General features: G+C 65.7%; 13 protein-coding genes. 1 reads left to right on the top strand and 12 read right to left on the bottom strand.

The genetic code is table 11. The features are described 5' to 3' along the window. The 7 genes from AC5JJ6_RS22105 to AC5JJ6_RS22075 form a co-directional block, all read right to left on the bottom strand. A partial coding sequence (locus AC5JJ6_RS22105) for a DNA translocase FtsK (RefSeq protein ID WP_496044131.1) occupies positions 1–1,301 on the bottom strand: 1,301 nt, incomplete at its 3' end. Positions 1,302–1,519: 218 nt separating this feature from the next. Next, on the bottom strand, positions 1,520–1,996 hold the full coding sequence (locus AC5JJ6_RS22100) for a PAS domain-containing protein (RefSeq protein WP_496044130.1): 477 nt from the start codon (positions 1,994–1,996) through the stop codon (positions 1,520–1,522). Positions 1,997–2,201: 205 nt separating this feature from the next. Next, positions 2,202–3,590, bottom strand: coding sequence for a sensor histidine kinase (locus tag AC5JJ6_RS22095; protein WP_496044129.1), 1,389 nt, complete (start codon positions 3,588–3,590; stop codon positions 2,202–2,204). Further along, a complete protein-coding gene (locus tag AC5JJ6_RS22090) occupies positions 3,583–4,257 on the bottom strand; it encodes a winged helix-turn-helix domain-containing protein (protein ID WP_496044133.1) in 675 nt (224 codons plus the stop codon). The genes AC5JJ6_RS22095 and AC5JJ6_RS22090 overlap by 8 nt, the downstream gene beginning before the upstream one ends. A gap of 147 nt (positions 4,258–4,404) precedes the next feature. Next, positions 4,405–5,937, bottom strand: a complete 1,533-nt coding sequence (locus AC5JJ6_RS22085) for a DegQ family serine endoprotease (RefSeq protein WP_496044128.1) — start codon at positions 5,935–5,937, stop codon at positions 4,405–4,407. A 121-nt stretch (positions 5,938–6,058) separates the two neighbouring features. Next, positions 6,059–7,144, bottom strand: coding sequence for a histidinol-phosphate transaminase (gene hisC, locus AC5JJ6_RS22080; RefSeq protein ID WP_496044127.1), 1,086 nt, complete (start codon positions 7,142–7,144; stop codon positions 6,059–6,061). A 164-nt stretch (positions 7,145–7,308) separates the two neighbouring features. Further along, the gene (locus tag AC5JJ6_RS22075) at positions 7,309–7,941 is read right to left on the bottom strand and encodes a hypothetical protein (protein WP_496044126.1); all 633 of its coding nucleotides are present in this window, start codon (positions 7,939–7,941) and stop codon (positions 7,309–7,311) included. Positions 7,942–8,136: 195 nt separating this feature from the next. Between AC5JJ6_RS22075 and AC5JJ6_RS22070 the strand changes: the two genes are divergently transcribed. After that, positions 8,137–8,508 (top strand): methyl-accepting chemotaxis protein, encoded by a 372-nt coding sequence (locus AC5JJ6_RS22070; RefSeq protein WP_429641491.1) that lies wholly within the window; start codon positions 8,137–8,139, stop codon positions 8,506–8,508. 109 nt (positions 8,509–8,617) lie between these two features. Here AC5JJ6_RS22070 and AC5JJ6_RS22065 read toward each other — a convergent pair whose 3' ends face one another. The 5 genes from AC5JJ6_RS22065 to secF all read right to left on the bottom strand — a co-directional run. Then, entirely contained in the window at positions 8,618–8,818 is a 201-nt protein-coding gene (locus AC5JJ6_RS22065; RefSeq protein WP_496044125.1) for a hypothetical protein, read from the bottom strand. A 142-nt stretch (positions 8,819–8,960) separates the two neighbouring features. Further along, positions 8,961–10,385 carry a virulence factor family protein gene (locus AC5JJ6_RS22060; RefSeq protein WP_496044124.1) on the bottom strand — a complete coding sequence of 475 codons (1,425 nt, stop codon included), beginning with the start codon at positions 10,383–10,385 and terminating at the stop codon, positions 8,961–8,963. Next, on the bottom strand, positions 10,382–10,609 hold the full coding sequence (locus AC5JJ6_RS22055; protein WP_496044132.1) for a phosphatidylglycerol lysyltransferase domain-containing protein: 228 nt from the start codon (positions 10,607–10,609) through the stop codon (positions 10,382–10,384). Before AC5JJ6_RS22055 ends, AC5JJ6_RS22060 begins: the two co-directional genes overlap by 4 nt. Positions 10,610–10,692: 83 nt before the next feature. Beyond that, positions 10,693–10,896: a hypothetical protein gene (locus tag AC5JJ6_RS22050; protein ID WP_496044123.1), complete on the bottom strand. Its 204-nt coding sequence runs from the start codon at positions 10,894–10,896 to the stop codon at positions 10,693–10,695. A gap of 62 nt (positions 10,897–10,958) precedes the next feature. Then, positions 10,959–12,482: protein translocase subunit SecF (gene secF / locus AC5JJ6_RS22045; RefSeq protein WP_496044122.1), on the bottom strand; the 1,524-nt coding region annotated here is incomplete at its 5' end.

The following is a 12,482-nucleotide window of genomic DNA, read 5'->3' as shown; positions in this document are numbered from 1 at the left end:
CCCGCCACCAGCATCAGGTCGGCCATCTCGTCGACCACCACCACGATATAGGGCAGAGACTTCAGCTCCATCGGCTGTTCTTCGAAGATCGGCTGGCGCTTCGCCTTGTCGTAGCCGACCTGGACCTGTTTGAAGACTTGTTCGCCGCTTTCCAGCAGTTCTTCGATCCGGATATTGTAGCCTTCGATATTGCGGACGCCGAACTTCGCCATCGCCCGATAGCGGTTTTCCATCTCCCGAACCGCCCATTTCAGGGCGACGACCGCTTTCTTCGGTTCCGTCACGACCGGCGCCAGCAGGTGCGGGATGCCGTCATAGACGGACAGTTCCAGCATCTTGGGATCGACCATGATGAAGCGGCACTTCTCCGGCGGCAGCCGGTAGAGTAGCGACAGGATCATCGTGTTGATGCAGACCGACTTGCCGGACCCGGTCGTGCCGGCGATCAGAAGATGCGGCATGCGCGCCAGATCGACTATGATCGGCGTGCCACCGATATCCTTGCCCAGAACCAGCGCCAGCTTGGCGGCGGTCTGCTGGTAGGCGTCGCAGTCCAGCATCTCCCGCAGGAAGACCTTTTCGCGCGTCGGGTTCGGCAGTTCGATGCCGATGACGCTGCGGCCGGGCACTACGGCGATACGGACGGTCAGCGCCCGCATGGAACGGGCGATGTCTTCGGCCAGATTGATGACGCGGGACGATTTCAGGCCCGGCGCAGGTTCCAGTTCGTAGAGCGTTACGACCGGGCCGGGCCGCACCTCCATGATCTCGCCGCGCACGCCGAAGTTCTTCAGCACGGTTTCAAGGTTGCGGGCGTTATGGGCAAGCGACAGCTCGTCCATCGTCAGCGTCTCGGACTGCGGGGCCGGTTCCAGCAAGTCGACCGGCGGCAATTCGTACGGTGCATCCGGATCGCGGATCAGGTCCTCGACGGGAACGCCGTTGTCCTCGATCTCGAACTCGCCGTCCCCGAGCACTGCGGCCGTCACTTCCTCTTCGTCGGCGTCCGGGCCGATCATCGGCGCCCTGGCCGTGGCTTCGCCCCATTCGACCCCCGCAAGGAAGGCGTTGGCGGCGATCACCGCATACAGCTCCTCCCGCTGGCCGGTGCCATAGGCGATGATCGCGTTCGGACGACCGGGATTCATTTCCAGGACCCATTCCACCGCGCCGTCCGGCCATTCGTCGGGACGGAGCTTGAAGGGCTGGCTGTTGAAGGCACAGCCCAGATTGAACTCCTGGGCGGTCGTGATGTCGGAAATTGCCGTATCGATGGGCTGACGGCTTTCCTGTTGAGTCATGGTCTCGTCCAAACGCCTGGAAAAAGAGAATCGGGGAGACGCCGGCGGAGCGGCGTGCTTGCCGCATCCTAGCGCCGGTCCGTCTCCCAATGGTAAATGTTCGTAAAGGCTCAGTCAGTTTCCTGTCCGGGAGCACCGATTCCGGTGGAAGCCGGACGAGCCGCCGGATTCAAGGCGGTGCCCACGGTCGGAAACGACGCCGGATCACGAAACACGGGTTACGACAGGCTCGGCGCGCTGACCGACACCGGGTAGGGCTGGTCCAGCTTATAGGCGCCGACCAGCAGCTTGCCGACCGTCTCGCCGTCTTCCGTCAAGGGCAGCACCAGCCGCTCCCAGGTGGAGGGAACCCCGTCGAACTCGGCCGAATAGACGCGCACCACCGGTTTGGCCTCCGACCGTACATGGTCGTATTCCGCCCGCAGGATATCGCTTTGCCCTTCCGGAAGGCGCGCGATCGACTGGCCGACCCGGTCCTCGCCGAACGAGTCCGAGAAGGACTGGCCGTAATAGGAATAGACGAAGTCGGCATTGCGGACGACGTCCATGATCAGCAGGTTGCCAAGCCACGGCCTCAGCTCGACCGGGTTCAGCGCCGAAGCCAATGGCAGCGGAGCACCCGCGCATTGTTCCAGCCAGAAGGCGTACAAGCTGATCAGCTTGGGATGGCGAAGGACGAGGGTTTCGTCGGTCATATCGATATGCGCTGCCCCAGGTCAGCGGATGGTGGTCGGAAAAACTGCGGACGAACTTACGGTCGATCGGTCCCTGCCGGTCAGGCACAAGGCCCGGCCGGCGCGGTCGGGATGTGGTTGCACCAAGCCCCGCCGGCGGGAATCGCCCGTTCCCCATACGGGTAACAGGCTGGCCGAGTCGCTGGCAAGGTGTTTCTGAAACTTGTCACTCCGGACCCATGCGGGGGAACACAAGGGAAACAACCAGACCCGGATCGTTATCGTCCATTTCCAGCCGCGCGCCATGCAGACGCGCCACGGCATCGACGAGACTGAGCCCCAGACCGTTGCCGGGAGAGCTGCGGCTGGCCTCCAGCCGGACGAACCGGCGCAGCACGCTTTCACGCTGTGCCGCCGGGATGCCAGGCCCCGTGTCGGCCACCGAAATGCAGGCGCCCCGCGCTCCCGCCGGTCCCTTGACCGTCAGGGTGACGCAGCCCTCGGGCGGCGTATATTTCAGGGCATTGTCCAGCAGGTTGGCGATCGCCTGTGCCAGCAACTGCTGATTGCCGAGCACGATCGGCTCCGCCCCGATATCGCCGACGAACCCCAGTCCCGCCTCCTCGGCGGCGGGCTCGTAGAGATCGGCCATCAGGCGCGCCAGATCGGACAGGGACACCTTCTGGAAGCTCCGCTGCATGGTCCCGGCCTCCGCTTCGGCGATGCTCAGCAGGGCACTGAAGATACCGAGCAGCCGGTCCGCCTCGCTGATCGCCTCCTGGATCGCGGCGCGGTATTCGTCCTCCGTCCCGGCCTCGACCAGCGTGATTTCCAGCCGCGACCGCAGCCGGGTCAGCGGCGTCCGCAGGTCGTGCGCGACGCTGTCGGTCACTTGCCTCATGCCGACCATCAGGTGCTCGATCTGGTCGAGCATGGCATTGAGATTGCCAGCAAGCTGGTCGAGCTCGTCGCCGGTGTTCGCCACCGCCATGCGCTCCTGCAGCGCGCCCGACATGATCTGCCGGGTGGTGCGGTTGATGGCGTCGATCCTATGCATGACGTTGCGGCTTATCAGCACGCCGCCGGCGGCGCCCAGTCCGACCGTCAGCAGCAGCGCCCAGGCCAGCGAGATCAGGACGCGTTCCTGGAAGTGCCTGCGCTCCATCGTGTCGCGCCCGACCAGCAGGTGATAGCCGCCGGGCAGGGTGAAGACGACGGCCCGTGCCTCATGGCTGCCGCCGTCGGGCTCCTCCGGCGCATCGGCGATCTCGAACTCTATCCAGCCATCCGGATCGGGTTGCGCATCCGGCCAGTCGGACAGATTGCCGGCCAGCGGCGTGAAGGTCGGCGTCGCGACCAGATAGAGCGTGCTGGTCCGGGGCACGGCGCTCCGCGCCTTGACCACCTCGATCAGGCCCGGCAGCCGGCGCTGCCGGTACTGCTCCCGCAGTCCGGCGATCTCGGCGGCGATCGTCTCGTCGGTCTGGCGCTCGATGAAGCCGGCGGTGAACCAGTAGATCAGGACCAGGATCACCAGCACCGAGGCGAGGAACAGCCCCAGGTACAGCAGCGCCACCCGGAATGTGGTCGTCCGGAGCAGGGCGAAGTCAGGCACGCAGGCAGTATCCCGCCCCGCGCACGGTATGGATCATCGGCGTCGGAAACTCCCGGTCGATCTTCTGCCGCAGGCGTGCGACGTGGACGTCGATCACGTTGGTCTGCGGGTCGAAGTGGTAGTCCCAGACGTTTTCCAGCAGCATGGTGCGCGTCACCACGTTGCCCTCATGGCGCATCAGGTATTCCAGCAGCCGGAACTCGCGCGGCAGCAGGTCGATCTGCTTGCCCGCGCGCTTGACCTTGCGCGCCAGCAGGTCCATCTCGAGCTCGCCGACATGGAGCCTGGTCGTCGTCACCGCCGCCGCCGATTTCCGCCGGCCCAGCGCCTCGACGCGGGCCAGCAACTCGGAAAATGCGTAAGGTTTCGTCAGGTAGTCGTCACCGCCCGCCCGCAGTCCCCGCACGCGGTCGTCGACGCTGCCAAGGGCGCTCAGGAACAGGACCGGGGTTTCGGTCCCGGCCCCGCGCAGGATCTCGACGATGGCAAGCCCGTCGCGGCCCGGCAGCATCCGGTCCACGATCAGCACGTCGTAATTCTCCGAGCCCGCCATGAACAGCCCGTCCTTGCCGTCGGCCGCGTGGTCCACCACGTGGCCGCTCTCCTTCAGGCCCTTGACCAGATAAGCGGCGGCCTGGGCGTCGTCTTCGATGACCAGTATCTTCATGGCCCCATCATAGCCGAAGAACGGTCTCTCGCCAGATCCTTCCCGAGGACGCCTGTCGCCGAAACTGTCGCCGAAACCGCCGTCCGGATTGCCGTCCCTGGCTCCGCCACCCCCGGCCCTGCCACCCATGCCACCGCTCATTTGGACTCAGGCCTTCTTGATCGAAACCGCGACGAACTGCTCGGTTCCCTGGCGGCTGACCCGCAGCAGTACGGCTCCCCGTCCGGCTTCCTTGGCTTCCTTGATCTTGGCGGCGACCTGATCGGGGGCGGCGACCGGCTCGCTGCCGACCTCCGTGATCACGTCGCCGGGGCGCAGGTTGACCTCGCCCAGCGATTCGTCGGTCCCGACGACCAGCACGCCCTCGATGCCCTCGGTCAGCCCGTATTTCCGGCGGGACTGCTCGCTCAGTTTGGACAGCTTCATGCCCAGGACCGTATGGCTGGACGCGGTGCTGGATTCGGGCGCCGGCGTGGCGGCCGCGACCTTCGGCTGGTCGGGCATCTGGTCGAGCCTTACGCTGACGTTCTGCCGCTTGCCCTTGCGCAGGACCTCCAGCGTCACGTCGGAACCGGTCTTGCTGTCGGCGACCATCCGGGTCAGGTCCTTGATCGTGTCGACCGGCCGGCCGTCCAGGCTCAGGATCACGTCGCCCGCCTGGATCCTGGACTTGGAGGCCGGACTGTCGGCCGTCACGTCGGCGACCAGCGCACCCTTGGGCTGCGGCAGGCCGAGGCTTTCGGCGATCTCGGGGGTTACCTGCTGGATCTGGACGCCCAGCCAGCCCCGGCTGACCGTGCCGGTCTCGCGAAGCTGGGCGATGACGCCCTTGGCGAGGTTGGACGGGATGGCGAAGCCGATGCCGACCGATCCGCCGTTGGGCGAGAAGATTGCCGTGTTGATGCCGATCACCCGGCCCTGCACGTCGAAGGTCGGACCGCCCGAGTTGCCCCGGTTGATCGACGCGTCGAGTTGGAGGAAGTCGTCGTAGGGACCGGCCTGGATGTCGCGGCCGCGGGCCGAGACGATGCCGGAGGTTACGGTGCCCCCCAGGCCGAAGGGGTTGCCGATGGCGATCACCCAGTCGCCGACCCGGGCGGTGTCGCTGTCGCCGAACTCCAGGTAGGGCAGGGGCTTGCCGGCCTCGACCTTCAGCAGCGCCAGGTCGGTCTTCGGATCGCGTCCGACCAGCTTGGCGTCCAGCTTGGCGCCGTCATGGGTCGTGACGGTGATCTCTTCCGCCCCGTCGATCACGTGGTTGTTGGTGACGACGTAGCCGGCCGCGTCGACGATGAAGCCGGAACCCTGCGCCTGCTGCTTCTCGTGCTGCTTCGGACGGGCGCCGCGCTGCTGCTCCTGGAACTGCTTGAAGAACTCTTCGAACGGTGAGCCGGGCGGGAATTCCGGCATGCCGGGCAGGCCGCGCGGCTGTTCCGCGTCGGCACTGCCCTGGACGGTCGAGACGTTGACGACGGCGGGTGTGACGCGCTCGACCAGATCGGCGAAGCTGCCGGGCAGCTCCTGGGAGATCGCCTGGGGTGCCGCGAAAGCATTGGCCGGAAGTCCGACGGACCCCGTCAGGATGGTGGTGCCGAGGAGAGCGGCGGCCGCGACCCTGCGCAGGCGTCCGGCCGAAAAGCTGACGATCGAGGGGCTGGCGATCGAGGGAGTTGGCGACATGGATGGCTCCTGGCTTCACGAATTCATTGAAGCCGTTTGTAGCCCGTCCAGGCTTACGCCCGCCTTGCACCAACATTAAATCGCTGAAACCTTCGTTTCTTTCGGCGTCCCCGCGCCTGCCCTACTCCAGCACCTCCCGCAGGGCATCGACCAGCGCATGGTTCTCTTCCTCCGTTCCGACGGTGATCCGCAGGCAGTCTGCCAGCCCGTACTCGCCCAAGGTCTTGACCAGAATGCCGCGGTTTCGCAAATGCGTGCAAACCGCCGCGACGCTCATGGTCGGGTCGGGCGGCACCCGGATCAGCAGGAAATTGCAGACGCTGGGATAGACCCGCACGCCGATGGCCCGCAGCTCATGCGACAGCCAGGCGATCCACGCGTCGTTGTGCTCGAGCGTCGCAGCCTCGTGCTCGGGATCGCCCAGGGCGGCAGCCGCCGCGGCCTGTGCCGGCAGACCGACGTTGTACGGGTCCCTGATGCGGTCCAGCGTCTCGATGATCGACGGCGGACCATAGGCCCAGCCGACCCGCAGGCCCGCCAGCCCGTGCAGCTTGGAGAAGGTCCGGACCATCAGGACGTTGTCGTGCTCCTCCACCAGCCCGAAGCCCGGATCGTAGTTGTCGCGCCGGACATAGTCGGCATAGGCGCTGTCCAGCACCAGCAGGGTATGTGCGGGAAGATCGGCCCTCAGCCGCTGGACCTGCTCGGCCGGCACATAGGAGCCGGTCGGGTTGTTCGGATTGGCGAGGAAGACGATCTTGGTCCGCTCGCCCGCCAGATCGGCCAGGGCCTCGATGTCGACGGCCAGATCCCGTTCCGCCGCGACGACGGGGGTGGCGCCGGTCATCCGGGCGGCCTTGTGGAAGCCCCGGTAGCCGTACTGGTGGAACAGCACCTCGTCGCCGGGGCCGGCATAGGCCTCCGCGACGAGCTGGATCATCTCGTCCGAGCCGTTGGAGCACGTGATGTGGTCGGTCGCGATGTCGTAGCGGCGGCCGATCGCGGCCCGCAGCAGGGTATGTTCGTAGTCGGGATAGCGGTGCAGGCTCAGCGCCGCCTTGCGGTATGCCGCGATCGCCTTCGGGCTGGGACCCAGCGCGTTGTGGCTCAGCGACAGATCGATGAAAGGGCGTCCGTCGGGCGGAACCCGGGAAGAGCGGTAGGGGGCGATCTGGCCAATGCCGACCCTCGGTGTCAGCCGTTCCATCGGCATCCATCTCCCTGTTGCGTTGCGGCTACTGCTTTCCGGCGGCCATTGAATCTTAAACGCCGGCAATTAGCCAGTGACCGGATTGGCGCAGGGCATGCGCGCCCCGCCGATGAAAACTCGCCCGGTCGAAAAAGATCGCCCGGCGGGAAAAATTCGCCCGGCTAAAGAACCTGACCGGATTGCCGTGCCGCCAGCAGGGGGTGAGCCTCGTCGTCGATGAAGCCGCCGGCATGAAGCCGGTTCAACATCCGCTCGAAATGCAGGGCCGTGGCCGGGCGGTCGTAGCCTTCCAGCCAGTTCTGCTCCAGGAACGCCAGCAGCGCCGGCTGTCCCAGTTCGGCTTCCCACAGGATGCCGAGCAGGGAAGTCAGGCCTTCCTCGTCCTGCCCTTCCTCCTGGCTCAGCGCCATGACGCGGTCCGCCTCTTCGACCCGCCCGGACTCGGGTCCGGCGCCGAGGCCGAAATCGTAGAGCTGCCGGCGCTCCGGAGTGCAGAGCTGCCAATGGGCGATCTCATGGATCACGACCGACGGTTCGCTCCTGGTGCGGATGAAATGGCCGTCCCAGCTGAAGGCGACGGCGGGGTCCTCGTCCAGCGTCTCGATCCCGAGCCTGCCAGCCAGCTCGACCGCTTGGGCGCGCTGGGCCGCCGGGTCACCGAGACTGCCGTCCGGCGGGATCGATCGTGCGATTCGCCTGAACGCGGCAAGCGCCAGCGGCTTTCCGTCAAGCTGTTGTTCGAACCGTTCCAGCACGGCGGGAAGGTCTTCTGTGTCGATCGGCGTCAGAATCATGGTGGTACTGAAAGGCTGAAGGGTCGGGCCGCACCTTAGCACCCGAAACGTCAGCGTCACCCGTCGAAAAGTCGCAGGGGACACCCGCGGCGATGCAAACTCACGAAAATTTAGGAAAGTTCGCTATATGCCTGTGCCCATGACTGACGTCGCACGCCGTGGCGTCGGTCCAATAACCAACATCCGGGTGTCCCCATGTCTTATGGCAATGAATTCAGCTCTTCCGACAACAGCGGCACCTTGAGCCGGCAGGAGCTTTCCAGCTCCCTCCAGGAGATCAGCCGTGAACTGGAAGGCCTGCGCAGCGAGATCGAGAAGGTGGGGACCGTTGCCCAGCAGATCGATGCGATCGCCAAGCAGACCAACCTGCTCGCCCTGAACGCCACGATCGAAGCTGCGCGCGCCGGTGAAGCCGGCAAGGGTTTCGCGGTCGTCGCCGGCGAAGTGAAGAACCTGTCCGGCCAGACCGCCGCCGCCACGGCGGAAATCTCCTCGGTCCTGCAGAGCCTGACCAAGCGCACCCAGCATCTGGGGCAACTGGTCGAGAAGGCGATCAGCTCGGTCTGATATCGGCCAGCGGGTCGGCGGGTCGCCATTCCGTCGGTTTGATGCGAAGCGGCAGGCTTGTCGGCCTGGCCCGCCGCTTCGCCTCGGGCCGGCCTCCAGGAATTACCGGCTACGCAAACAGGCTGTAGACTCCATAGCCGACCAGCCCCACGACCGCCCATGACGCCAAGGCGGCGCCGATCAGGAAAGCGAAGCGGCGCCGAAGCGACCATTCGCCTTCAGTGGAAGTCCCGCTCCGGTCCGAATAGTCGAACTCCGAACAGGGGCGGATCTCAGGTTCAGTCTTGCGGTAAAGGGCAGCCTGCTTCACGGTAAAATCCTCGCCAGACCCTGCGTTGTTCCCGGCATTAGGCGACCGCAATGCCTAATGTATCGTAAATGGTAATGATCCCTCTTTTGTTCCAGAAGTAATAGATCAAAATACTTACGTCTTCCAGGAAACGGCGGTCCGACTACCGCACGGCTTCCGCCGCGCCCAGGATGGCGGTGGCTACCTCTTTGTAGTCGCCATCGAAATGATGCCCGCCGTTCATCCGCAGCTTCGATGCCCGGTCCAGCTCCGGCGCGGTGCATCCGGTATCCTCTTCCTCGCTGCCATAGACGCATTGCAACGGGATCGCCGGGAGCTTGGCGATTTCCGCCAGCGTGTCTTCCGAATCGCTGGAGTCGATGCCGAGCCAGCCGGCGATGCCGACCTCGAAATCCGCCTTCCTGGCAAAGCCCAGCAGAGAAACCAGCGCGATCTGGGCGCGGCTTCGCTCGGGCATCCGGTTGATGGCGAACGGCAGCATGTCGGCGCCGAACGAGTAGCCGATCAGCAGCACCTTCGACTTGCCCCACTTGGCGGTGTAGTGCGAGATCATCCGGTCCAGGTCGTGCGCGATCGCCTCGGGGCGCTGCTCGCGCCAGAAGTACCGGAGGGAATCGACCCCGACCACGGGCATGCCCGACCGGGCAAGTTCCTGGCCGATCTGCCGGTCGATGTCGCGCCAGCCTCCGTCGCCCGACCAGAAGATCGCGAGCGCGTCTCCTCCGGCGGGTGTAACGCCCTTGGCGCTTTCGGCCGGGATTTCAACCAGCGGTATGTCTCCGATCCCGGAGCCCTGACCGTCCTCGGTAAGCCTGTCCAGCGACTCCGTCACCGCTTCGCCCCAGCGGGCCGGCCGTGCGTCCAGCCGAACGGCCGACGGGGTCCGATCCATCACCGAATCCGTCGACTCCGCCGGGCATCCGGCTTTCGGCGTCGCCATCCAGGGGACTTGCGACCGTTCGGCCGCGTGGAACCGGTACCGCCCGCCACCCTCGTCCGTCGTGGTCGTCGGCGCGTCGGGGCAGAAAGGACGGGGTGCCAGATAGACCGGACAGAAATCCAGCCCGATCCCGGCCGAGAAGGTGCCGGGGAGCGCCTCGGTGATCGCGGCATAGGCAAGCGCCGCACCGGCGCCGATCCCGGCGACCGCCGGCGGGCGGTACCGGGTATAGGGAAGGTCCTTCTGCACCTGCTGGCTGACGGCCTCGAGGTCGTTGACCGGGAACGAACAGGCGTCGTCCGTCTTGTCCATGGCGGCGCGGAAGGTCTTGAGATCGATACCCAGGACGGTCCGGCCCGATGCGGCGGCTCCGGTCGCCACGTCCTCCGCCCTGCTGTCCCAGCCGTCCTCGTCGGATACCAGAAGCAGGACGTCCCTGGAGGTTCCCTCCGCCTCATAGCGCCTGACGGCGCCAAGCCTTCCGGAGTCGGGCATCATGGTCGCACTGAATGCTTCGGCGGAGCCGGCCCCGTCGGGAGCGGCCGCAATAACCTCCGGCGCCAGCGCCAGCGCCGATGCCAGAAGAGCTGCCCCCAGCAGCGTCCCGGTGTTCTTCCTCACGCTCATTTGGCGATGGCTCCCCGGACGCCTCCGGATATCAGGGCGGTGGCATCCGTCAGGATCCGGGCGGTCCCGAGACCGCCTGGGAAAGCCGGATACCGTGGCTCCCAGTTGGGTGAAAACTTCTGCTTGTACCGCCGTAAACCACGGAAATTGTAGAAACTCTCGCCACGCCGGAACACCAGCGCGCCGATTCTGTTCCAAAGCGGCGCCAGCGCCCGCGCATCCAGTCCAGACTTTCAGACGGGTTGAACGGGCATGAACACCCTACAATTTCGGGTAGATTCGACCGCCTCCGGCGTCTGAAATCCGCTCAGCGCGGCTTTTCGCCGGCGATCCCGCCGATATCCATTCCAGGCTTGCTCGGCTCATGCATCGCATCGGCCGCCTCCTTCAGCCCGCGCTCGATGGCGGAGGGAGGGTTGCGCAGGCCCGAGTCCGGTCCCGGGATGAAGTCTTCAGAACCGCCGCCCGGCGCATCCGCCGGGGACGGGGACTTGTCGTTTTCTGTCGCCATGATGCTCCACCTCCCTGTAGCCGGTTCGATGCACCGGCTACAGGGAAACAGGGCAGGAGCGATTAAGCTCCGGTCTTCGCTCCTGCGGCAGGCGTGCCGCCTTCTCCGGCAACACCCGGCTCCGTCGGCGCGTTGCGGCGCAGGCGGTGCTCGCCCAGGTACAGCAGGATCGGAGCGGCGATGAAGATCGACGACGACGTCGCCAGCACCACGCCGAACAGCAGGACGATGGCGAACTCCTGAAGAGCCTCGCCGCCGAACAGGGCCAGCGGCAGCGTCGCCAGGAAGATCGCGGCCGACGTGCTGATCGTCCGGCTCAGTGTCTCGTTGATGCTCCGGTCGATCAGCTCTCCCAGCGGCATCTTGCGGTACAGCCGCAGGTTCTCGCGGACACGGTCATAGACGACGACCTTGTCGTTGATCGAGTAGCCCATGATCGTCAGGATCGCCGCGATCGCCGTCAGGTTGAACTGCATCCCCGTCAGGGCGAAGAAGCCGATCGTCTTGGTGACGTCCAGCAGCATGGTCACGACGGCGCCGACGCCGAACTGCCATTCGAAACGGAACCAGATGTAGCCCAGCATCGCGACTGCGGCCAATCCGAGCGCCAGCATGCCCTGCTGGAACAGCTCGCCGCTGACCGAGGCGCCGACCGACTCGACACGCCGGATCTGGGTGCCGGCGAACTCCGCCGCCAGCTTGTCCTGGACGGCCTTGACCGCGGCCTGCTGGTTCGCCTCGTCGCCGGGCTGACGTTCGAAGCGGATCAGCACGTCGGTCGGCTGGCCGAACTGCTGCAATTGGACGGGGCCGAGGTTGAGCTGAGCCAGGCTTTCGCGCAGCTCGGGGAAGTCGGCCGGCTCGGGAGTCCGGATCTCCATCACGATGCCGCCGGCGAAATCGACGCCATAGTTCAGGCCCGGCTTGATGAACAGTCCGATCGACGCGATGCTGAGCAGGACCGAGAAGATCAGGCCCAGGCGCTTGCCGCGCATGAAGCGGATCTTGGTGTCGTCGGGCGCCAGCCGGAATCCTGTGGTGACCGACAGCACCTTCGGGCGCTTCTTCTTCAGCCACGTGACCATCAGCAGCCGGGTCACGACCGTCGCCGTGAACATTGACGTGATGATGCCGAGGCTGATGGTGACCGCGAAGCCCCGGATCGTTCCGGTACCGACCGCGTAGAGCAGCAGCATCTTGATCAGCGTCGTCAGGTTGGCGTCAACGATGGTGCCGAAGGCTCGGGTGAACCCGGCTTCCATCGCCGCGAACGACGATCGGCCCCGTCTCGATTCCTCGCGGATGCGCTCGTTGATCAGGATGTTGGCGTCCACCGACATGCCGAGCGTCAGCAGCAGGCCTGCGATGCCGGGAAGCGTCAGCGTCGCGTTCAGCAGCGACAGGGCGGCGACCGTCAGGAACAGGTTGAAGATCAGCGCGATATTGGCGAACAGGCCGAACAGGCCGTACGACATGATCATGTAGCTGACCACCAGCACGAAGCCGACGAGGCAGGCGATGATGCCGGCCTTGATCGAGTCGGCGCCCAGGTCGGGACCGATGGTCCGTTCCTCGACGATGGTAAG

This window comes from Skermanella sp., from assembly GCF_059503625.1.
Note: the sequence above shows the minus strand (reverse complement) of the source record. Positions and strands in the feature narration are given on the sequence as shown.